The organism is Simplicispira hankyongi, assembly GCF_003570885.1.
GTDB lineage: Bacteria > Pseudomonadota > Gammaproteobacteria > Burkholderiales > Burkholderiaceae_C > Simplicispira > Simplicispira hankyongi.
The window spans coordinates 189,469-210,922 of record NZ_QXJC01000001.1; the positions used below are offsets into that span (position 1 = coordinate 189,469).

16 protein-coding genes are annotated in these 21,454 nt (G+C 64.3%); 9 read left to right on the top strand and 7 right to left on the bottom strand.

Annotated features, from left to right (window positions below):
• Positions 1–9: 9 nt before the first annotated feature.
• From D3F03_RS00835 to D3F03_RS00845, 3 genes are read right to left on the bottom strand one after another with little or no spacing between them, the layout of a single operon-like run.
• The gene (locus D3F03_RS00835) at positions 10–399 is read right to left on the bottom strand and encodes a DUF1850 domain-containing protein (RefSeq protein ID WP_119107485.1); all 390 of its coding nucleotides are present in this window, start codon (positions 397–399) and stop codon (positions 10–12) included.
• Entirely contained in the window at positions 399–2,450 is a 2,052-nt protein-coding gene (locus D3F03_RS00840) for a TRAP transporter permease (RefSeq protein ID WP_119107486.1), read from the bottom strand. Before D3F03_RS00840 ends, D3F03_RS00835 begins: the two co-directional genes overlap by 1 nt.
• On the bottom strand, positions 2,447–3,424 hold the full coding sequence (locus D3F03_RS00845; RefSeq protein WP_119107487.1) for a TAXI family TRAP transporter solute-binding subunit: 978 nt from the start codon (positions 3,422–3,424) through the stop codon (positions 2,447–2,449). The genes D3F03_RS00840 and D3F03_RS00845 overlap by 4 nt, the downstream gene beginning before the upstream one ends.
• Before the next feature lie 462 nt (positions 3,425–3,886).
• Between D3F03_RS00845 and D3F03_RS00850 the strand changes: the two genes are divergently transcribed.
• Positions 3,887–4,435, top strand: coding sequence for an NADPH-dependent FMN reductase (locus D3F03_RS00850; RefSeq protein ID WP_119107488.1), 549 nt, complete (start codon positions 3,887–3,889; stop codon positions 4,433–4,435).
• 198 nt (positions 4,436–4,633) lie between these two features.
• On the opposite strand, the gene D3F03_RS00855 is transcribed toward D3F03_RS00850, so the two are convergent.
• Positions 4,634–5,281, bottom strand: coding sequence for an FMN-dependent NADH-azoreductase (locus tag D3F03_RS00855; protein ID WP_119108490.1), 648 nt, complete (start codon positions 5,279–5,281; stop codon positions 4,634–4,636).
• 112 nt (positions 5,282–5,393) lie between these two features.
• On the opposite strand from D3F03_RS00855, the gene D3F03_RS00860 reads away from it, so the two are divergent.
• Positions 5,394–6,305 (top strand): LysR family transcriptional regulator, encoded by a 912-nt coding sequence (locus D3F03_RS00860; protein WP_119107489.1) that lies wholly within the window; start codon positions 5,394–5,396, stop codon positions 6,303–6,305.
• A 3-nt stretch (positions 6,306–6,308) separates the two neighbouring features.
• Here the strand turns inward: D3F03_RS00860 and D3F03_RS00865 are convergent, their stop codons facing one another.
• Entirely contained in the window at positions 6,309–7,316 is a 1,008-nt protein-coding gene (locus D3F03_RS00865) for a tellurite resistance/C4-dicarboxylate transporter family protein (protein ID WP_119108491.1), read from the bottom strand.
• Between the two features lie 254 nt (positions 7,317–7,570).
• Between D3F03_RS00865 and D3F03_RS00870 the strand changes: the two genes are divergently transcribed.
• The 6 genes from D3F03_RS00870 to D3F03_RS00895 all read left to right on the top strand — a co-directional run bounded on the left by D3F03_RS00870 (position 7,571) and on the right by D3F03_RS00895 (position 14,030).
• The gene (locus D3F03_RS00870; RefSeq protein WP_119107490.1) at positions 7,571–8,563 is read left to right on the top strand and encodes a sulfate ABC transporter substrate-binding protein; all 993 of its coding nucleotides are present in this window, start codon (positions 7,571–7,573) and stop codon (positions 8,561–8,563) included.
• A 3-nt stretch (positions 8,564–8,566) separates the two neighbouring features.
• A complete protein-coding gene (cysT, locus tag D3F03_RS00875; protein ID WP_119107491.1) occupies positions 8,567–9,430 on the top strand; it encodes a sulfate ABC transporter permease subunit CysT in 864 nt (287 codons plus the stop codon).
• A 139-nt stretch (positions 9,431–9,569) separates the two neighbouring features.
• Complete coding sequence (cysW, locus tag D3F03_RS00880) at positions 9,570–10,469, top strand: sulfate ABC transporter permease subunit CysW (protein ID WP_119107492.1); 900 nt, start codon at positions 9,570–9,572, stop codon at positions 10,467–10,469.
• A gap of 163 nt (positions 10,470–10,632) precedes the next feature.
• The gene (locus D3F03_RS00885) at positions 10,633–11,745 is read left to right on the top strand and encodes a sulfate/molybdate ABC transporter ATP-binding protein (protein WP_119107493.1); all 1,113 of its coding nucleotides are present in this window, start codon (positions 10,633–10,635) and stop codon (positions 11,743–11,745) included.
• A gap of 67 nt (positions 11,746–11,812) precedes the next feature.
• Positions 11,813–12,325, top strand: a complete 513-nt coding sequence (locus D3F03_RS00890; protein ID WP_119107494.1) for a disulfide bond formation protein B — start codon at positions 11,813–11,815, stop codon at positions 12,323–12,325.
• Between the two features lie 82 nt (positions 12,326–12,407).
• Positions 12,408–14,030, top strand: a complete 1,623-nt coding sequence (locus tag D3F03_RS00895; protein WP_119107495.1) for an HD family phosphohydrolase — start codon at positions 12,408–12,410, stop codon at positions 14,028–14,030.
• Here D3F03_RS00895 and D3F03_RS00900 read toward each other — a convergent pair.
• Entirely contained in the window at positions 14,027–15,877 is a 1,851-nt protein-coding gene (locus D3F03_RS00900) for a chloride channel protein (protein WP_199665390.1), read from the bottom strand. The two genes, D3F03_RS00895 and D3F03_RS00900, sit on opposite strands and share 4 nt — an antisense overlap.
• A 96-nt stretch (positions 15,878–15,973) precedes the next feature.
• The gene (gene argA, locus D3F03_RS00905; protein ID WP_119107496.1) at positions 15,974–17,320 is read right to left on the bottom strand and encodes an amino-acid N-acetyltransferase; all 1,347 of its coding nucleotides are present in this window, start codon (positions 17,318–17,320) and stop codon (positions 15,974–15,976) included.
• A gap of 81 nt (positions 17,321–17,401) precedes the next feature.
• Here argA and hrpA point away from each other — a divergent pair, with 81 nt between their 5' ends.
• Complete coding sequence (gene hrpA / locus D3F03_RS00910) at positions 17,402–21,436, top strand: ATP-dependent RNA helicase HrpA (RefSeq protein WP_119107497.1); 4,035 nt, start codon at positions 17,402–17,404, stop codon at positions 21,434–21,436.
• The last annotated feature ends 18 nt before the right edge of the window (positions 21,437–21,454 follow it).

Consider the following 21,454-nt stretch of genomic DNA (forward strand, 5'->3'; position numbering starts at 1 on the left):
GGCATCAGCTCAGGGGCGGGCATTCTGCGCGGCGCAGGCACGCAGCGTGGTCGTGCCGGCAGAGACGGGAATCCAGTGGTAGAGGGGGGTGCATTTTCCGCGCATGCACAAATCGTAATCGCGCACGTAAGGCGAGCGTGCCAGGGTGATTTCCTTGCGCCAGGGGTCGGCCAAGGTGTAATGCCAGACGCCGTGGTCCAGCCAGGCGTTGTCTGGCGGGTCCATGCCGGCGCCGGAGCCGCGAATGCGCGCCCCGGTGATGGCCAGCCAGGGACCGGCGACGGTGTAGTCCTCTTCCCAGGCAATTTTTTCGATGGAATGCTGCCAGCGCAGGGTGAAGTGGGTGACTGGCAGGCTCAGCGTGAGCGCGCCGGCCGCCATGCACAGGGCTGCGAGCATCAGGCCGGGGCCTGGCTGCGGTTGGTCTGGCGCACGCGCATGCCGTGCCAGAGCACCAGGAGCGCCGTCATGCCCAGACCGACTTCATCGGTGAAGGGCACGGCGGCCACCAGGAAGCCCGCCGCCGCGAGGGCCCAGACGCGCTCCCACCAGGCCAGCGGCTTGATCCAGTAGCCGATGGCCGCGCCGCCCCACAGCAAGATGGCGACGATGGCCTTGAACAGCACGTAGAGCGTGGCGGTCCAGCCTCCGTCGCCTTGCAACATCAGCGCTGGCGCATACACCGCCATGTAGGGGATGACAAAGCCGGCAATGGCGATCCGCATGGCCTGGAAGCCGATCTTCATGGGGGACTCGCGCGCAATCGGCGCAGCGGCAAAGGCGGCCAGCGCCACCGGCGGCGTCAGGTCGGCCATGATGCCGAAGTAGAAGACAAACATGTGCGAGACAATCAGCGGCACGCCGAGTTCAAGCAGAGCCGGCGCCGCCAGCGAACTGGTGATGATGTAGTTGGGGATGGTGGGAATGCCCATGCCCAGCACCAGGCACACCAGCATGGTCAGCACCAGGCTGAGGAGCAGGCTGCTTTTGCCCATCTGGATGATGGTGCCAGCAAACAGCGTGGCCGCGCCGGTGAGGGTGAGTACGCCGATGATCACGCCCACCAGCGCGCAGGCCACGCCCACTGGCAGCGCGTGGCGTGCGCCTTCGGCCAGGGCGTGCAGCGCCATGCGCAGGGTGTCGCGACCGCCGTGCAGGAACCACAGCACCACGGCCATGGCGGCTGCCAAGGCAATGATGGCGCCAATGCCGTATTTGAAGAAGCTCGATGCCGCCAGGCCAATCAGCACCCAGAAAATGATTTGCAGCGGCCGCGCGCCGAAACGCTCCGTCATGGCGGCGCCAAAAATCAGCACCACCGTGAGCGCCAGCCCCACCATGCCGGAAAACAGAGGCGTGTAGCCGGCAAACAGCAGCCACACCAGCACCGCCAGCGGCAGGATCAGGTACCAGCGCAGCTTGATGGCGGCCCAGGGGTCAGGGCAATCCTCCTTGGGCATGCCCACCAGGCCGCGCCGGCCTGCCTCCAGGTGCACCATGATGAAGGCGGTGAAGAAGTACAGCAGCGCCGGGATCGAAGCGGCCTTGCAGATCTCCAGATACGGCACATCAATGGTCTCGGCCATGATGAAGGCCACGGCCCCCATCACCGGCGGCATGATCTGCCCGCCCATGCTGGCGGTCGCCTCCACACCGCCGGCAAAGTCGGCGCGGTAGCCAAAGCGTTTCATCAGGGGAATGGTGAACTGCCCGGTGGTGACCACATTGGCCACGCCCGAACCGTTGATGGTGCCCATCAGGCCCGACGAGACCACCGCCACCTTGGCCGGACCGCCCTTGGTGTGGCCAAACAGGCCCAGCGCAAAATCGGTGAAGAGCTGGATCATTCCGGCGCGCTCCAGGAACGCCCCAAACAGGATGAACAGGAAGATGTAGGACGACGACACGTAGGTCGGTGTGCCGTAAATGCCCTCGGTGCCGAACCCCAGTTGCCCGACGATCTGGTCCAGGCCATAGCCCCGGTGCGCCAGCACGCCCGGCAGGTACTGTCCCAGCAGCGCATAAGCAAGAAACACGGCACATACCAGTGGCAGCGCCAGCCCCATGATGCGTCGCGCAGCTTCAAAGACCAGCACGATGAGTGCAATGCCAACGATGAGGTCGCTGCGCGTCAGTTCGCCGGCGCGCTGCACCAGGTCCGCTTCAAACACCCATTGGTAGAGGCCGGTGCCAAAGGCGATGGCGCCCACACACCAGCCCAGCCAGCGCTGATGCGCCGGCGGGTAGAGCACGAAAGTGACCAGCAGCAGAAAACCCACGTGCACGCCGCGCACCACGCTGCTTGAGAGCGGGCTGAAGGCTGCGGTGACAATCTGGAACACGGAAAACGCAACTGCCACCCAGAACAGAGCGCCGGCAAAAGCCGGCGGTTCTGCATCGGGGGTCTGCAACTGCGCGTCGGCTGGGGCCGGAGCAGCGGCTGCGCTCATTTGAGGACGCCGGCCTCGCGGTAGTACTTCTCGGCGCCGGGGTGGAAGGTGACGCTGGTGCCTTGCATGGCCGATGCCAGTTGTATGCCCTTGGCGGCGTTGTGCGCGGCGACCAGGCTGGGCAGGTTCTCGAACATGGACTTGGTCATCAGGTACACCTCGTCGTCGGGAACACCGCTGTGGCTGACCAGGAAGTTGCGGATCGCCACCGTGGCCACGTCGGCACTCTGGCCTTCGTAGGTGTTGGCAGGAATGATGGCCGGCTGGTAGGCCGCGTCGCCCACCTTGGCGACGATGTCGGCAGGTACCGCCACCACCACAATCTTCACCGCCGTGGCCAGGTCGCGGATGGACGAGACGCCCAGGCCTGCCGACTGCAGCGTCACGTCCAACTGGCGGTTCTTCATGAGTTCGACCGATTCACCAAAGGGCAGGTACTCGACCTTGGCAAAGTCGGCGTAGGTCAGGCCCGCGGCCTTCAGGATGGCGCGGGCGTTGAGCTCGGTGCCCGACTTGGGCGCGCCGACGGAGATGCGCTTGCCCTTCAAGTCGGCCATGGTCTTGATGCCCGAATCACCGCTGGCGACGATCTGGATGTAGTTGGCGTAAATGCCGGCCACTGCACGCAGCTTCTTGAGCGGCGCAGCAAAACCTGCTTCCTTGTCGCCCTTCCAGGCCGCCGAGAGCGCATCGGCCAGCGTGAAGGCGATTTCGCCACGGCCGGCCTGCAGCAGGTTGAGGTTCTCGGCCGAGGCCTTGGTGGATTGCACCGTCACTTTCGCGTCGGGCATGGCCTTGCTGTAGATCTGCGAAAGTGCCACGCCCATCGGGTAATACACGCCGCTTTGGCCGCCGGTCAGCACATTGATGAATTTCTGCTGCGCCAGCGCCAGGCGCGAAAACGGCAGCGTGGCGCCAGTCAAGGCGCCCAGCACCAAGGTGCGGCGGTGCAGGGCGAGTGAGGATTGGGTCATTGCGTGTCTCCGAAGGAAAAGCGTACGGCACGAAGGCGGCGCCTGGGCGCCACCACGAACGGGCAACTGTAGCGGGCCTGCGGCGAGCGTGCATTGGTGTGCACCCGAAGGCGATGGAGATAAATTGCCGTGCCTGGCGCAAGCCGCACGCAGGCGGGCGCGCAGGCCTGCCGCCATTGGTTGACTGCACATCCCGTGCCATTTCGGCCGGCAGGGCGGCTGGCACGAGGGCTTGGACACGCGCAGCAACCTGGTGCCACAGCCGTAGGACAGCACCGCGTGCGCGCGCGGAGTCTGGCAGAGTTGTCGGCTGAAAAGTTTGAGGAAAATTGGGCTCTAGCGCTTACCCTGTAAGCGCTGAAAGCTATAATTAAAATAGCAATAAAGGCCGTGGCAGTGCGTACGGTGTGGGGGTGTTCTGCCTATCATGGCCTCCGGTACAGCATCCCAAGGAGATTTTTGATGAGCAACGTTTCCATTGCCGTGGTGGTCGGCAGCTTGCGCAAAGATTCTTTTAACTGGCAACTGGCCGAGGCGCTGACCAAGATGGCGCCGCCGGGCTGGCAGCTCAAGCGGGTGCGCATCGACGACCTGCCGCTCTACGACCAGGACGACGATGCCCAGCAGTCCGAACCGGTGCAGCGTCTGAAAGCGGAGATTTCCGCCGCGAGCGGCGTGATTTTCGTGACGCCTGAGTACAACCGGTCAATCCCCGGCGTACTGAAAAATGCGATTGACCATGCCTCGCGTCCTTACGGCAAGAATGCCTGGGCAGGCAAACCCGCCGGGGTGCTCGGCGTGTCGGTCGGTGCCATTGGCACGGCCATGGCGCAGCAGCATTTGCGCAATGTGCTGGCCTATCTGAACATGCCCACGCTGGGCCAGCCCGAGATGTTTCTGCAGGCCAAGGAAGGCCTGTTCGACCCGGATGGGCAGATTGGCCAGGCCAGCCGCGCATTCGTCCAGGGCTGGATGGACGCCTACGTCGCCTGGGTGAAGCGGCACGCCTGATTCGATTTCTAAATCAAACGATTGCTTTGTCGGCTTCACTTGTCGTACGCCTGTACTGTCTGCGCTTCGCCTTCGCGTACTCGATTGATTGAGAAACCGAATGACCTAGGCCGCGGATACTCCTGAATCAATAGCTGCTAGCGCTTGTGGAATAAGCGCTAGCGGCCAATTTCATTCAAAATTTCTGGCCTGAGCCGTTCAGGCCGCCTGGGCCACGCGCGCCTCGTTGGCTGCCGTCTGCGTGTGGCGGTGGATGTCGTTCGATGCGCTCGCCAGGGCGGTTTCGCGGGCGTCCGGGCCCATGCCCAAACCTTCTGCGCGCACGAAGCGCACGTCGGTTACGCCCAGGAAACCGAACACCGTTTGCAGGTAGCTCTCCTGGTGCTCCATGGCACGGCCGCCTTCGCTGGTCGAATACACGCCGCCCCGGCTGCTGGCCACGATGATGGTCTTGCCGCCCGCCAGGCCTTGCGGGCCGCTGGCGGTGTAGCGGAAGGTGCGGCCGGGCTGCGCCAGACGGTCGATCCAGGCCTTGAGCTGCGTTGGAATGCTGAAGTTGTAGAACGGTGTGCCAATCACGATCACGTCGGCCGCCAGGAACTGTGCCAACAGGCGCTCGGTGACGGCGTTCTCGCGCAGTTGCGCCTCTGTGAGCCCTTCGGTTTGCCCCCAGCGCAGCGACAAGGCGTCTTGGGTCAGGTGGGCGGGGGCATCCGCCACCAGGTCCAGGTGCGTCACCTGGGTGCCTGGGTGCGCAGCGACCCAGCTTTCGACCGTCTGGCGGCTGAGTTGGCGGGAGACGGAAGCGTCGCCGGTGATGGCGGAATCAATGTGAAGCAGTTGCATGGTTTTTTCCTCTGAGCCCAGCTTGGGGAGATGGATAGAGTGTGACTGCAAGCGCAATCTTCGATAAGCTGGCAATATTGCATTTCATCGTTCCACTCATATAGCTAAATTCATGCAAGACCTCAACGACATGATCTATTTCGCCGAGGTGGTCGAACGCGGCGGCTTTGCGGCGGCCGGGCGGGTGCTGGGGATTCCGAAGTCGCGGCTCTCGCGCCGGGTGTCGGAACTGGAGAGCCAGCTCGGCGTGCGCCTGCTGCACCGCACCACGCGCAAGCTCTCGCTGACCGATGTGGGCGAGGCCTTCCTGCGCCACTGCCAGGCGGTGCGCGAGTCGGCCCAGGCGGCGGCCGACACCGTGGCCCAAGTGCAGACCGAGCCGCGCGGTACGCTGCGCGTGAGCTGTCCGGTGACGATTGCCCATTCCGTGCTGGGCGAGCTGATGCCGGCGTTTCTCGCCCGCTACCCGTTGGTACGGGTGGAGATGCTGGTGAGCAACCGCGCGGTGAATCTGGTGGAAGAAGGCGTGGACGTGGGGCTGCGCGTGCGCGAATCGGTGGAGGGCAGCGCCAGCATGGTCGTCAAGCGGCTCGACCGCACCAGCCAGGTGCTGGTCGCCAGCCCCAGGCTGCTGGAGCGCCAGGGGGCGCCGCGCACGCTGGCCGATCTGGCCAAACTCGACAGCATTGCCATGTCGGCGCAGGACGGTAAGGCGTCATGGAGCTTGATTGGCCCTGGCGGCGTGCGCGAGACCGTGCAGCACCAGCCGCGCTACGTGGCCGACGACCTGCTTACGCTTAAGTTCGCGGCGGTCGCGGGGACCGGGCTGTGCTGGCTCCCCGACTACATGTGCCAGGACGAAATCCGCCAGGGAACCCTGGTGCGCGTGCTGCCCGACTGGGCACAGCCCCAAGGCATCTTTCATGCGGTGTTTCCCTCGCGCCGCGGCCTCGCGCCCGCCGTGCGCAAGTTCCTCGACTTTCTGGCGGAAACCGTGCCGGGGCACAGCGGCTTGTCCGGCTGATCTTCAGCGCCCGCGCACCGAGATGCGCCATGCCTGTTTGGCCGCACCGGTGCCGGCAATGCTCCAGGTGAGCAGCGCCACGCCCAGGAACACCTCCGGCAGCACACGGAGGAAATCAAAGCCCATCGCCAGGCGCATTTCCTGCGTGCACGCAGCGTACATGCCCAGGGGGAACACAGCGCCCCAGTACAAGGGGTCGTAGTGCAGGCCAAACTGCTTGGTGCCGTAGCGCCAGACGGCCAGCACGAGCAGCATGGGAATCCACCAGGTGCCGGTGGCCCAGTAAAACACCGTGAAACCCTTCAGAAAGGGCAGCAGCGAGGCGATGAAAGGCGCGTCCGGCGTGTTGATGATGAGCAGCGAACCCGCCAGCGTCGAGATCGCCATGGCGCCCATGTTGATCCAGTAGGGCGGCGAGAGGTCGCCCGGGCTGAACGGAAAGAAGGTGTAGCGGTAGAAGATGAGCGACATCATCCAGATGTAGAGCATGCCGCCCCACAGCCACATCGAGAGCGCGAAGAAGTTCAGCTCCAGCCGCAAAGGTTGGTCAATGTGCGTGGCCAGCAGCGCGCTGAGCACGGCCACCGACTGCGTTGCCACCACCGCCAGCAGCCAGCCGCCGCTGATGCCGCGGTCCAGCGTGGGTTTGTTTTCCTTGATGGTGAGCACCGTGAAGATGGTGTAGGTCAACAGCAACCACAGCGCCAGACCAATGATCCAGAACGCGACTCCGACGCGGGTCCAGTGCACCAGCAGCAGGCACTGGCTGCCCACCACATTGGTGGCTGCCACGGCCGTGAAGAACCCCGGCCCGCGCAGGTGGTCCAGCAGGTCATTCAGAAACCGCTGGCGAAAGAGCACGAGGCGCGCCAGATAGAGCGTCCACATCACGGCATAGAGCAGCAGGTTGAGCGCAAACAGCACCAGCGCCAGCGCATGCAGACCGAGCATGTTGCAGCCCATCGACACGATGCCAGTGGCCATGACCATGCCGAAGTTGGCCGGCGACATGTCGGCCAGGGCGGCACGCCAAGCCGGCTCTGTGGGCTGAAGGGGCAGAGTGGTCACAGCAAGAATCCAATTGGATGAGGGGTGAATGCCGGGATACGCGTTGGATGATAGGACTGCGGGAAGGCCGCGCGGGAGCGTGACTTATTCTTTTTTCATATGACTTTAAGAATAAATATTCTTTTGAGTTTTAAATATCTGCTGCGCAGAATCAAAGCATTCCCGCAATTTCCTGGCTTCTCGCGCCTGTTTGTTCCATGAAAATTCGCTTCCTGCTCGCCGCCCTGGCCCTTGGCGCCAGTTCGTTGGCTTCGGCCCAGACCACCTTGCTCAATGTCTCCTACGACGTGGCGCGGGAGTTCTACAAGGAATACAACCCTGCGTTTATTGCGCACTACAAGAAAACGACCGGCAAGGACGTGAAGGTGGACCAGTCGCACGCCGGCTCCAGCGCCCAGGCACGCGCCGTGAACGACGGCCTGGCGGCCGACGTCGTCACCATGAACACCACCACCGACGTGCAGTTTCTCGCTGACCACGGCGTGGTGGCCAAAGACTGGCAAAAGAAGTTTCCTTACGACGCATCGCCTACCACGTCGACCATGCTGTTCATGGTGCGCAAGGGCAACCCCAAGGGCATCAAGGATTGGGACGATCTCATCAAACCCGGCGTGAAGGTGATTGTGGTCAACCCCAAGACCGGCGGGAATGGCCGCTACGCCTATCTGGCGGCGTGGGGCTCGGTGCGCGAGAAGGGCGGCACCGATGCACAAGCGGCAGAGTTCGTCGCCAAGCTCTACAAAAACGTGCCCATCCTCGCCAAGGGCGGGCGCGATGCCACGGCCACCTTCGTGCAGCGCGGCATCGGTGATGTGCTGATTACGTTTGAATCGGAAGTGGTGTCGATCGAGCGCGAATTCGGCGCCGGCAAGATTGACGCGGTGTACCCGTCGGTCAGCATCACCGCCGAGAACCCGGTGGCGGTGGTCGAGCGCACGGTGGCCAAGAAGGGCACGGCGGAACTCGCCAAAGCCTATCTCGACTACCTGTATTCGGACGAGGCGCAAGAGATTGCTGCCAAGCACGCCGTGCGCCCGCGCTCGGAAAAAGTGCTGGCACGCCACGCCGACCTGTTCAAACCGATCAAGCAGTTCACCGTGGCCAAGTACTTTGGCAGCCTGACTGAGGCGCAAAAGGTGCACTTCAACGACGGCGGCCAGTTCGACAAGCTGTACACGCCCGGCCAATAAAACATGGCCGCAGCGATTGCCGTGCCGGCGCCCGCGGGGCGCCCGGCGAAGCGTGCCAGCCGGCACGTGCTGCCCGGGTTCGGGCTGACGCTCGGCTACACGCTGTTCTATCTGAGCGTGATCGTGCTGATCCCGCTCTCCGCGCTGGTCTTCACCAGCTTCAGTTTGAGCTGGGAGCAGTTCTGGTCCGCCGTGGCGTCGCCGCGCGTGCTGGCTTCGTACCGGCTCACCTTTGGGGCCTCGCTCCTCGCCGCGCTGGTCAACCTGGTATTTGGCCTTTTGATTGCCTGGGTGCTGGTGCGCTACCGGTTTCCGGGCAAGCGCATCGTCGATGCGCTGGTCGATCTGCCCTTTGCCCTGCCCACGGCCGTGGCCGGCATTGCGCTGACCTCACTGCTGGCGGACAACGGCTGGGTCGGCAGCCTGCTGGCGCCATTGGGTATCCAGTTGGCCTTCAAGCCGGCGGGTATCGTGGTGGCGCTGATTTTCATCAGCCTGCCGTTCGTGGTGCGGACCGTGCAGCCGGTGCTGGAAGACACCGAGCGCGAGCTGGAAGAGGCCGCCACCAGTCTGGGCGCCAACCGCTGGCAGGTGTTCACCAAGGTATTGCTGCCGTCCATCGCGCCGGCACTGCTCACGGGCTTTGCCATGGCCTTCGCGCGGGCAGTGGGCGAATACGGCTCGGTGATCTTCATTGCGGGCAACGTGCCCATGGTGTCCGAGATCACGCCGCTCATCATCATCGGCAAGCTGGAGCAGTACGACACGGCGGGCGCCACCGCCGTGGCCGTGGTCATGCTGGTGATGTCGTTCGCGCTGTTGCTGCTCATCAACGCCTTGCAGGCCTGGCAGCGGCGAAAAGCATGAAACACCCCCTGAGTCGCTTCGCGCCTTCCCCCTCTCCTGCGGGAGGGGGACGCACCCGGTGGCCTGGCAGAGCCAGTTCCACAGGTGCACTGGTCTGGGCCGCGCCGGCTTCGAGCGCATCGGGCATGGGAAAGCTGATATGAATCCCCGTACCGTAGGCGCTGCGCGCGCCGGCACCACCGAAGCGCCCTGGGTGCGCCTGCTGCTGATTGCGCTGGCGCTTGGCTTCATGCTGCTGTTCCTGGTGTTGCCGCTGGCCGCTGTGTTCGCCGAGGCGCTGCGCAAGGGTTTTGGCGCCTACCTCGACGGACTGCGCGAGCCCGATGCCTGGGCTGCGATTCGCCTGACCTTGCTGACGGCATTGATTGCCGTGCCGCTGAACCTGGTGTTCGGCATCGCCGCCGCCTGGTGCATCGCCAAGTACGAATTCCGTGGCAAGGCGTTTTTGACGACGCTGGTGGATCTGCCGTTTTCCGTCTCGCCCGTGGTGGCGGGCCTGACCTACGTGCTGATCTTCGGTGCCAATGGTTGGTTGGGGCCGTGGCTGGCGGCGCACGATATCAAGATCATCTTCGCCGTGCCGGGCATCGTGCTGGCGACCGTCTTCGTCACCGTGCCCTTCATTGCCCGCGAACTGATTCCGCTGATGCAGGCCCAGGGCAATGACGAGGAGCAGGCGGCCATCGTGCTCGGCGCGAGCGGCTGGCAGACCTTCTGGCATGTGACGCTGCCCAACATCAAGTGGGGCCTGGTCTATGGCGTGATTTTGTGCAACGCCCGTGCCATGGGCGAGTTTGGCGCGGTGTCGGTGGTCTCAGGCCATATCCGCGGCCAGACCAACACCATGCCGCTACACGTCGAAATTCTGTACAACGAGTACCAATCGGTTGCGGCCTTTGCCGTCGCCTCGCTGCTGGCCCTGCTGGCTCTGGTCACGCTGGTCATCAAGAGCGTGGCCGAGTGGCGGCAAGAACAACAGTTGCGCCTGGCCGCCGATCTCCCGCCAGAGCGCCCGCAGGAGAAACTGACAACCCCCTGAGCCGCTGCGCGGCTTCCCCCTTCTCTCGGCTTTGCCGGGAAGGGGGACGACGCGAGAGCGGCGGGGCGGCCCTTGCGCGGCGACCGCTGACTTGGGCTGCGTCGGTTTCGTGGCCTATAGCCGAAGCGCAGCGATACGGAATATTGAAGGACAGCACCCCATCATGAGCATCGAAATCCGCAACATCAGCAAGCAGTTCGGCGACTTCCGCGCGCTGGACGACGTCAACCTGGACATTGCCTCGGGCGAACTCATCGCCTTGCTCGGGCCGTCGGGCTGCGGCAAGACGACGCTGCTGCGCATCATCGCCGGACTGGAAACGCCGGATAGCGGCAGCATCCACTTTTCAGGCGAAGACACCACCGACGTGCACGTGCGCGAGCGCGGCGTGGGTTTTGTGTTTCAGCACTACGCGCTGTTTCGCCATATGACGGTGTTTGAAAACGTTGCCTTCGGCCTGCGCATGAAGCCGCGCAAACTGCGCCCCAGCGAAGCGCAGATCAAAAAGAAGGTGATGGACCTGCTGGCGCTGGTGCAGCTCGACTGGCTGGCCGAGCGCCACCCCTCGCAGCTCTCGGGCGGGCAGCGCCAGCGCATTGCCCTGGCACGCGCGCTGGCGGTGGAGCCCAAGGTACTACTGCTTGATGAACCCTTTGGCGCGCTCGACGCCAAGGTGCGCAAGGAGCTGCGCCGCTGGCTGCGCCGCCTGCACGACGAGCTGCACGTGACCAGCATCTTCGTCACCCACGACCAGGAGGAAGCGCTGGAGGTGGCCGACCGCGTGGTGGTGATCAACCACGGCCGCATCGAGCAAAGCGGCTCGCCGCAGGAGGTGTGGGACCACCCGGCGAGCCCGTTCGTGTACGGCTTTCTGGGCGACGTAAACCTGTTTCATGGCCGCGCGCACGAGGGACAGGCCCAGGTGGGCGGCATGCAATTGCCCGCGCCTGAACACGGCGCGGCGCAGAACGAAAAAGTGCTGGCCTATGTGCGCCCGCATGACCTGGACGTGGAGAGGCCTGGCGCCGGCGCGCCGGTGCCGGCCAACGCGCTGCTGGCCGTCCTGACCCGCGCTATCGTCGTGGGCCCCATCGCGCGGCTGGAACTTATCCCGCAGGCGAGCGCCAAAGCAGCCGACAATGCAAACCCCGAAATGGTGATTGAGGCGCAAATTCCGGCGCAGCAGTTTCGGGACATGGCGTTTCGCGAAGGCGAGACGCTGCTGGTCACGCCGCGCCGCGCCAAGGTTTTCCTTGATCAGGCGGCAGGCATTTAGGATGCGTGTTGACGATCCAAGGCGTTTCTTTTCCGGAGCGCTGCCTATTTGATGTTTTGGGGTTTTGATGATTCTCGACTGGTTTGACGCGGCGCCGCGCCGCATCCTGGCACTGATGTGCCTCGCCTGCATCGGCCTGCTGGCTTTTGGCCTGTACCTGCAGCACGTGGTCGGCCTGGAGCCCTGCCCGATGTGCATCGTGCAGCGCTACGCTCTTGTTTTGGTAGCTATATTCACAGGCCTGGCAAGCGCTAACGGCAAAAAAGGCTGGATAGTGTCTTGGTCGCTATTGGCCTTGTTGTCCAGTGGCTTTGGTGCCTTCACCGCCGCGCGCCAGACCTGGCTTCAGTGGTACCCGCCCGAGTTCGCCATGTGCGGGCGCGATTTCTACGGGATGATCGAGAACTACTCTTTCAGCCGCGCCATTCCCATGATCTTCCGTGGTTCGGGCGACTGTGCGGCGGTGGACTGGACCTTCCTTGGGGGCTCGATTGCCAACTGGTCCTTTGTCTGCTTCGTGGGCTTTGCGGTGGTGCTGCTGGTTCTTTTGGCGCGCAGTCGGCGCTATGCGGTTGCTTAATCGTGGGACAGCCCTGTGCAGGGCTGTGAGATTCGCTACCATTCGTTAAGCCCAGCACCGCGGGCACGCAAGGGGAGCGGCGATGGAAAAACAATCCGCGATGGACCTTTTCGCCCGGTTGGACCAGCTCAACCGCATTGGCGCAGAGCTTTCGCGCGAACGCAATATCGCGCGCTTGCTGGAAAACATCCTGGAAGCGGCCAAGACCCTCACGGGCGCCGATGGCGGCACGCTCTACAGCGTGACCGAAGACGGCAGCGCACTGCACTTTGAGATCATGCGCACCGATTCGCTGGACATCCGGCTTGGCGGCACCACGGGCAAGCCGATTGACTTGCCTGACTTGCCGCTGCGCCGGCCCGATGGCTCGCCGAACGACGCGTTGGTAGCGGCGCATGCGGCGCTGCATGGTCGCGCCGTCAACATCGCAGACGCGTATTCGCAACAAGGTTTCGATTTTTCGGGCACGCGGGCCTTTGACCAGCGCACCGGCTACCGCTCGCGCTCCTTCCTCACCGTGCCCATGACGGACCACCAGGGCGATCTGATCGGTGTCTTGCAGCTCCTCAACGCCCTGGATCCGGAAACCGGGCAAGTCGTGCCGTTCTCCAGCGCCGACCAGAGCCTGAGCGAATCGCTCGCCTCGCAGGCCGCCATTGCGCTGTCCAACCGCTTGCTCATTACCCAGCTTGAGCGCCTGTTTGAATCCTTCGTCAAGCTCATCAACATCGCCATCGACGAAAAATCGCCTTATACGGGCGGCCACTGCGAGCGCGTGCCCGAGCTGACCATGATGCTGGCCGAGGCGGCGGACGCCACCACCACGGGCCCGCTGGCGGACTTTCATATGAGCGAGCGCGACCGCTACGAGCTGCAGATGGCCGGGCTGCTGCACGACTGCGGCAAGATCACGACGCCCGTGCATGTGGTGGACAAGGCTACCAAACTGCAGACCTTGTACGACCGCATTGGCCTCATCGACACGCGCTTCGAAGTGTTGCGGCGTGACGCCGAGCTTGCCGCCCTGCGTGCCCAGCTTGCCTTGCGCCCGGTGGTGGACGCCGGCGCCGAAGCGGTGGCCACCGCCGGCCTGCAGCGCGAAATGAAGGCGATTGACGAGGACCGGGCGTTTCTGCGCCGCTGCAACCTGGGCGTCGAGGCGATGCAGCCAACCGACCAGCAGCGCGTGCGCGACATGGGAACGCAGCGCCAGTGGCGCAATGCCGATGGCGTGCAGACGACGTTCCTGAGCGCTGAAGAGGTCGAGAACCTCACGATCCGCGCCGGCACGCTGACCCAGGCCGAACGCGACACCATCAACTACCACATCGTCGCCACCATCAAGATGCTGGAGGCCTTGCCCTGGCCGCACCACCTGAAGAATGTGCCCGAATACGCCGGCGGCCACCACGAGCGCATGGACGGCAAGGGCTACCCACGTGGGCTTACGCGCGAGCAGATGCCGGTGCAGGCCCGCATGATGGGCATTGCCGACATTTTCGAAGCCCTGACAGCCGCCGACCGGCCATACAAGAGCGGCATGAAGCTCTCGCAGGCGCTGGCCATCATGGAGCGCATGAAGCATGGCGGGCACATCGACCCTGATCTGTTTGAGGTGTTTGTGCGCGAGCGTGTCTACCAGCGCTACGCGGAGCGCTTTCTCGACCCTGAGCAGATCGATACCGCCACTACTTTTACCAGCTAGTTCTTCGGGTGAAATGGCGTCGTCAGGTGCCGGTGCGTCTGGCGGGCTTCCTTGATGCGCTGGCTGTGCGCAGCCAGCAGGTCACCACGGGTGACGATACCCACCATGTCCGTGCGGCTGCCGTCGGCCAACACCACCAGGCGCCCGACATGCGCCTCCACCATGTGGTCGGCTGCTTCGCGCGCAGAGTGGCTTTCCTGGACGACCAGCGCCGGGCGGTGAACCAATTGCTCGACGCAGGCATCGCCTGGGATAGAGGGTTTAAGCAAATCCTTGCGCGTGACCACGCCGATCAGCGTGCCTGATTTGAAAACGGGGAACCCCTGGTGCTGCGCGCGTGTATGGCCTTCGTCGATCCATTTCCTGACTTCGCCGATGCGCTGCGTGCTCTCGAGCCAGGCGACGTCGCGGCTGCAGATGTCGCCTACCGTGACCTGATCAAGGTAGTCGGCGCTGTAGTCTGACGGCACCCGAACGCCGCGGCGCGTGATCTTTTCGGTCATGATGGTGTGGCGCATCAACAGACCAGACACAAGGTAGGCTGCAGCGCACCCTGAGAGCAGAGGAAGCAGCCCGTGAGGCTGTTGGGTGGTTTCAAACGCGAACACCACCGAGGCCAGAAACGCACGCGATGCGCCGGCGAAGATGGCTGCCATGCCCACCAGCGCAGCAATGCGGGGGTCCATGCCCAGTGCCGGGAGCCAGGTGGCCAGCAGGGCGCCGAGGATGCCTCCCAGTGCGCCGCCGACGGTGAAAAGTGGTGCCAGCGTCCCGCCGGACGTGCCGCTGCCCAGTGCGATCGACCAGGAAACGAATTTCAGCACCGCCAGGATGGCGAGCGCGCCAACGGCCAGACGTCCGTTCAGGATGGCGGCGATGTTGTCGTAGCCGACACCCAAGGTTTGCGGGTCGATGTAGCCGATGGCGCCAACCACCAGGCCACCGAGCGCGGGCCAATAGACCCAGTGCACGGGGAGTTTTTCGAAAGCATCTTCGATGCCGTAGGTCAGCTTGGTAATGCCTACGCCGATAGCGCCCAGCAACGCGCCCAACAAGGTGTACAGCACCAGTGCGGCTGTGCCCGGTGTCGCCACGGCCGCCATGGCAAACACGGCCTCGGTGCCTTCCAGCCGGTAGCGGATGGCGGTGGCGGCGGCAGCAGCCAGGGCCACGGGGATCAACGAGCGTGCGCGGCGCTCGAAGAGAAGCAGCTCGACGGCCAGTAACACCGCCGACACGGGCGCTGAAAAAATAGCCGCCATGCCGGCCGCAGCACCGGCGGCAAGCAGAATTTTTCGCTCGTCAGCGGTGACGTGAATAAGCTGCCCCAGCAGCGAACCCAGTGCGCCGCCGGTGGCAATGATGGGGCCCTCGGCCCCGAATGGGCCGCCGGTTCCGATCACCACCGCAGACGACACCGGTTTGAGCCAGGTGATGCGGGCTGGAATCCGGCTCTCATTGCGAAGAATCTGCTCCATCGCTTCGGGAATGCCGTGCCCACGGATCGCCTTGGACCCCCATTTCGCCATGAAGCCCACGATCAGGCCCCCGATGGCAGGCACCACAATCACCCACGCGCCGAGCTGGTTGTGGGCGGGGCTGGTGAATTCGGTGCTCAAGCGCCCATAGAAGGCGATGTTGGTGACAAACCCGATCAAGTGCGTCAGCACATAAGCGACAAAGGCCGCCAGCACGCCCAGCCCCATGGCCAGGCCACTCAACCAGACCATCCGCTGGTCCAGCAGCTGCGCGCTGCGGGCCATGTTCGCGTCCAGCAGGGCCGAGTCGAGGTTCGGTGATATCGGCAGGGCCGCGTGCGTGTGAGAGTCTGCTTTCTGTTTGTCCATCCAGGAATTTTCAAAAAATGTAAGGGAAATGCTTTGCGCAGCGCCGCCTCGGTCGGGGCCGACGCTCCAACCGCTTGGAGCCCATGCGGCGGGTTGCTACAGCTTGCGCACCAGCACCTGGCTGCGCCGGTCCCAGTTGTATTTGCGTTTGCGCGCCTCGGGCAGCCACTCTGGGTCCACCGGCTTGAAGCCGCGCTTCAAGAACCAGTGCATGGTGCGCGTGGTGAGCACAAAAATGCTGTCGAGCCCGAGCAGACGGGCACGCTGCTCGATGCGGCGCAGCAGCTTTTCGCCGTCGCCCGTGCCCTGGCTTTGCGGCGACACCGTGAGCGCGGCCATTTCGGCGGTGCGCGCTTCGGGGTAGGCGTACAGCGCGGCGCAGCCAAAAATCACGCCGTCGTGCTCGACGATGGTGTAGTTGGAGATGTCGCGCTCGATCTCGGTGCGGTCACGCTTGACCAGCGTACCGTCTTTCTCGAAGGGCTCGATGAGTTGCAGGATGCCGCCGACGTCGTCGGCCGTGGCTTCGCGCACTTCTTCGAGCTTTTCGTCCACGATCATGGTGCCGATGCCGTCGTGCACGTAAATCTCCAGCAGCAGCGAGCCATCGACCGCAAACGGAATGATGTGGCTGCGCTCGACGCCGCCCTGGCAGGCTTTCACGCAGTGCTGCAGGTAGAACGCGGTATCGGTGGGCTGCTGGCTCGGCGGCACATGCGCAAGCAACTGGCGTGCCTGGGCGAGTGGCAGTTCGGTGTCGATGGGGTTGTCCTCACTGGCCGGCTGGTCGGGGTTCTGCAATATGCCTGGCACTTCGGTTACAAAAACCAGCTTGTCTGCCTTGAGAGCGATGGCGACCGAGGTCGCGACTTCTTCCATGTTCAGGTTGAAGGCCTCGCCCGTGGGCGAGAAGCCAAACGGCGAGATGAGCACCAGTGCGTCCATGTCAAGCGAGCGCTGGATGCCTGCCACATCGACCTTGCGCACCAGGCCTGAGTGCTGGAAATCCACGCCATCGACGATGCCCACTGGCCGCGCCGTGATGAAGTTGCCCGAAATCACCCGCACGGTGGAGCCCGCCATCGGCGTGTTGGGAAGGCCCTGGCTGAACGCGGCCTCAATCTCGTAGCGCAGCTGGCCAGCGGCCTCTTGTGCGCAGTCAAGCGCAATCGAATCCGTGATGCGGATGCCGTGCGAATAGCGCCCCTCGTGGCCCTTCGCCGCCAACTGCTCGTTGACCTGTGGGCGAAAGCCGTGCACCAGCACGATCTTCACGCCCATGGCCTGGATCATGGCCAAGTCTTGCGCAATGCTCTGCAGCTTGCCGGCGGCAATGGCCTCGCCGGTGAGCCCGATCACGAAGGTCTGGTGCCGGAACTTGTGGATGTACGGCGCCACCGACCGGAACCAGGGCACGAAGGTGAAGTTGAAGACAGTGGACATGCAGGGGAGGGCAGAGTCTGGCGAGGCAGCAAGGGGCGTGGGCCGTAGATAATCCGCGATTCTCTACGAAGTTGCTTCCCCTTGTCAGACCCTGCCGCCGTCCGCGCCCTGCCTATTACTTTTCCCGAATCGCTCCCGGTCTCTGGCCGGCGCAGCGAAATCGAAGCCGCCCTGGCCGAGCACCAGGTCATCATCGTGTGCGGAGAAACCGGCTCGGGCAAGACCACGCAGTTGCCCAAAATTGCGCTGGCCATGGGGCGTGGGCGGTTGAATGCCCGCCCCGGCACGCGCGGCCAGCTCATCGGCCACACCCAGCCGCGCCGCATTGCGGCGAGCAGCGTGGCCAAGCGCATCGCCGAAGAATTGAAGACGCCGCTGGGCGAGGTGGTGGGCTACAAGGTGCGCTTTCAGGACCGCCTGAGCCAGGGTGCCTCGGTCAAGCTGATGACCGACGGCATCTTGCTGGCCGAGACGCAGACCGACCCGCTCCTCAAGGCCTACGACACCCTCATCATCGACGAGGCGCACGAGCGCAGCCTGAACATCGATTTTCTGCTGGGCTATATCCGCGAGATATTGCCCAGGCGGCCCGACCTGAAGGTGGTCGTGACGTCGGCCACCATCGATGCCGACCGGTTCGCCAAGCATTTCGAAAGCAAGAACGGCCCGGCCCCGGTGCTGATGGTTTCGGGCCGCATGTTCCCGGTGGAGCAGCGCTGGCGCCCGTTCGAGGAGTCGCGCGACTACGGGCTGAATGAGGCCATTGCCGATGGTGTGGATGAGCTTTGGCAAGGCAACGCGGGCGGCGATATTCTGGTGTTCCTGCCCGGCGAGCGCGAAATCCGCGAGGCAGCCGACCACCTGCGCAAGCACCTGGCGCACAACGTGGTGACGCGCAATGCCGAGGTGCTGCCGCTGTTTGCGCGCCTGTCGCAAGCCGAGCAGGACCGCATCTTTGACGGCCACACGGGCCGGCGCATTATCCTGGCCACCAACGTGGCCGAGACTTCGCTCACGGTGCCGGGCATCCGCTACGTGATTGACTCGGGCACCGCGCGCGTCAAGCGCTACAGCCTGCGCAGCAAGGTGGAGCAGTTGCTGGTCGAGCCCATCAGCCAGGCGGCGGCCAACCAACGCGCCGGGCGCTGCGGGCGCGTGGCCAGCGGCATCTGCATTCGCCTGTACGACGAGAAAGACTTTGCCGGGCGAGCGCGCTTTACCGACCCGGAAATTTTGCGTTCATCGCTGGCTGGCGTCATTCTGCGCATGAAGTCGCTGCACCTGGGCGACGTGGCGCAGTTTCCGTTCATCGACGCGCCGTCCGGCCGCGCGATTGCCGACGGCTACCAGTTGTTGCACGAGCTGGGCGCCGTGGATGAGTACAACGAACTCACTGCCATGGGCCGTGAACTGGCGCGCCTGCCGGTGGACCCGCGCGTCGGTCGCATGATTTTGGAGGCGCGAGCGCGCGGCGCCCTGGCCGAGGTGCTGGTGATTGCCAGCGCGCTCAGCCTGCAGGACGTGCGCGACCGCCCGATGGAAGCGCAGCAGCAGGCGGACCAGCAGCACGCCAAGTTCGACGACGAAAAAAGCGAGTTCAGCGGTTATCTCACGCTGTGGAACTGGCTGCAGCAGGCGCGTGGCGGCAGCATGCCCACGTTGGCCTCGGCGCGTGTGCAAAAGGACCAGACTCGCAAGAAGGCGCCCAACCAGGCGTTCTTGCCAGTGGCGCAGCGGCTGAGCGCGCCGCAGCCTGCAGCGCCCGCCGCCCCTGCGCTCGCCAGCATGGCCCCGGCGCACAAGCTCAGCAACCGCCAGTACGAACAATTGCTGCGCCAGAACTTCATCAACGTGCGCCGGGTGCGCGAGTGGCGCGACGTGCACAGCCAACTGCTCACGGTGGTGGCCGAGCACAAGTGGGAGCTGAACCCAAAGCCGGCGAGCTATGAGGAACTGCACAAATCCATGCTGGCCGGCTTGCTGGGCAACATCGGCTTCAAGCCCGAGGATGAAGACATCTACCTGGGCGCGCGCGGCATCAAGTTTCACCGCCACCCCGGTGCGCACTTGCGCAAGAAGCCCGGCCGCTGGATCGTTTGCGCTGAACTGGTGGAAACCACGCGCTTGTTCGGCCGCGGCATCGCCAACATCGATCCGACCTGGCTGGAAGAAGTCGGCGGCCATTTGCTCAAGAAGCAACTGCTCGACCCGCATTGGGAGAAAAAGGCCGCCGAGGTCGTGGCCTTCGAGCGCGCCACGCTCTACGGCCTGGTGGTCTACAGCGGGCGCCGCAAACCCTTCGACAAGGTAGACCCGCAGGCCGCGCGCGAGATGTTCATTCGCCAGGCGCTGGTGGCGGCCGATGTGCTGCCCGAATGGCACAAGCGCCTGCCGTTCCTGGCGGCCAACGAAAAGCTCATCGCCAAGGTGGAAGAGCTGGAGCACAAGTCCCGCCGCCAGGACGTGCTGGTGGACGAAGAGCTCATCTTCGCCTTCTACGACCAGCAACTGCCGCAAGACATCACCAGCGGCCGCGGTTTCGAGCACTGGTACCGGCAAGAGACGGTCAAACGTCCCGAGCTGCTGCGCCTGACACGCGACGAGCTGATGCGCCATGAGGCGGCGGGCATCACTAGTGCCGCCTTCCCGCGCATGGTTCGCCTGGGCGGCGTGGACTGCCAGGCCAGCTACCTGCATGAGCCGGGCGACGCGCGCGACGGCGTCACCGTGGCTGTGCCGCTGTTCGTGCTCAACCAGGTGAGTGAAGAACGCTGCGAATGGCTGGTGCCGGGCATGCTCAAAGACAAGATCCAGGCGCTGCTCAAAAGCCTGCCGCAGCGCCCGCGCAGCCGCTTTGTGCCACTGCCCGAATCGGCCGCGCGCCTGGCCGAGCTGCTGGGTACGCCGGATCGGATGGGGCACCTGGGCCTGGTGGATGCGCTGCTCAAGCAGGTGCGTGACGAAACCTCGCTCGACGTCAAACGCGCCGACTTCAAGCTCGACATGCTCAGCCCGCACCTGTTCATGAATTTCCGCATCGTCGACGAGCATGGTCGCCAGCTCGGCCAGGGCCGCAACCTCGGCGCGCTCAAGGCCGAGTGGGGCGCCAAGGCCCGCGGGGCCTTTCAGGCGCTGGCCGGGCTCAAGCTGAGCAGCAATGCCCAGGCGGCGCAAAAATCAGAGCCAAATATGCCTCTAGCGCTTACTGAGCAAGCGCGAGTAGCTACTAAAACAAAAGCAAAACCTGCAGTGTCCACGGCCCACGCCGAGGCGCGCTACACTCAGTGGACCTTTGGCGAACTGCCCGAGCTGATGGAAATCGGCCGGGGTGGCCAGCAGCTCATTGGTTTTCCCGCGCTCATCGACGCGGGCGACGCCGTCACCATCGAAGTCTTCGACGAACCCGACGTGGCCGCTGCCAAGCACCGCGCGGGCCTGCGGCGCTTGTTTGCGCTGCAAATCAAGGACGCGCTCAAATATCTGGAAAAGAACCTGCCCGAGTTGCAAAAGATGGCCGTCGCCTACATGCCGCTCGGCACGCAGGAAGAGCTGCGCAGCCAGATCCTCGACGTGGCGATGGACCGCGCGTTTCTGCTGGAGCCCCTGCCGACCAACGCGCAGGAGTTCGAGCGCCGCGTGCAGGAGGGGCGAGGGCGCCTGACCTTGATCGCCAACGAGGTGGCGCGCCTGGCCGCCACCATCCTGGCCGAATATTCGGTAGCCACGCGCAAGATCAAGGACACCAAAAACGCCCCCGAAACCACGCAGGACGCGCTCCAGCAACTCCAGCGCCTGGTGCCAAAAAACTTCCTCACCGTTGCGCCCTGGCCGCAACTGGCGCACTTTGCCCGCTACCTCAAGGCGATCACCGCGCGCCTGGACAAACTGCGCGCCGACCCGGCGCGCGACGCCGCCAAGCTGGCCGAGCTGCGCCCGCAGGAGCAGCGCTACTGGCGCCTGGTGGCCGAACGCAAGGGCGCGGTGGATGCCCGCATGCAGGAGCTGCGCTGGCTGCTCGAAGAACTGCGCGTGAGCTTTTTTGCGCAGGAGCTGCGCACGCCGCAGCCGGTGAGTGTGAAAAGGCTGGACAAGCTCTGGGCGCAGATCCAGAGCTGATGTACGCGCGTCAAAGGC

Excerpts from the sequence above, each read along its gene's own strand:
- D3F03_RS00860 (WP_119107489.1), top strand. The coding sequence starts at position 5,394 with ATGCAAGACCTCAACGACATGATCTATTTCGCCGAGGTGGTCGAACGC.
- D3F03_RS00835 (WP_119107485.1), bottom strand. The coding sequence starts at position 399 with ATGCTCGCAGCCCTGTGCATGGCGGCCGGCGCGCTCACGCTGAGCCTG.
- D3F03_RS00845 (WP_119107487.1), bottom strand. The coding sequence starts at position 3,424 with ATGACCCAATCCTCACTCGCCCTGCACCGCCGCACCTTGGTGCTGGGC.
- D3F03_RS00865 (WP_119108491.1), bottom strand. The coding sequence starts at position 7,316 with ATGTCGCCGGCCAACTTCGGCATGGTCATGGCCACTGGCATCGTGTCG.
- argA (WP_119107496.1), bottom strand. The coding sequence starts at position 17,320 with ATGTCCACTGTCTTCAACTTCACCTTCGTGCCCTGGTTCCGGTCGGTG.
- cysW (WP_119107492.1), top strand. The coding sequence starts at position 9,570 with ATGAATCCCCGTACCGTAGGCGCTGCGCGCGCCGGCACCACCGAAGCG.
- D3F03_RS00850 (WP_119107488.1), top strand. The coding sequence starts at position 3,887 with ATGAGCAACGTTTCCATTGCCGTGGTGGTCGGCAGCTTGCGCAAAGAT.
- D3F03_RS00895 (WP_119107495.1), top strand. The coding sequence starts at position 12,408 with ATGGAAAAACAATCCGCGATGGACCTTTTCGCCCGGTTGGACCAGCTC.
- D3F03_RS00885 (WP_119107493.1), top strand. The coding sequence starts at position 10,633 with ATGAGCATCGAAATCCGCAACATCAGCAAGCAGTTCGGCGACTTCCGC.
- D3F03_RS00855 (WP_119108490.1), bottom strand. The coding sequence starts at position 5,281 with ATGCAACTGCTTCACATTGATTCCGCCATCACCGGCGACGCTTCCGTC.
- D3F03_RS00870 (WP_119107490.1), top strand. The coding sequence starts at position 7,571 with ATGAAAATTCGCTTCCTGCTCGCCGCCCTGGCCCTTGGCGCCAGTTCG.
- D3F03_RS00900 (WP_199665390.1), bottom strand. The coding sequence starts at position 15,877 with ATGGACAAACAGAAAGCAGACTCTCACACGCACGCGGCCCTGCCGATA.
- D3F03_RS00890 (WP_119107494.1), top strand. The coding sequence starts at position 11,813 with ATGATTCTCGACTGGTTTGACGCGGCGCCGCGCCGCATCCTGGCACTG.
- cysT (WP_119107491.1), top strand. The coding sequence starts at position 8,567 with ATGGCCGCAGCGATTGCCGTGCCGGCGCCCGCGGGGCGCCCGGCGAAG.
- D3F03_RS00840 (WP_119107486.1), bottom strand. The coding sequence starts at position 2,450 with ATGAGCGCAGCCGCTGCTCCGGCCCCAGCCGACGCGCAGTTGCAGACC.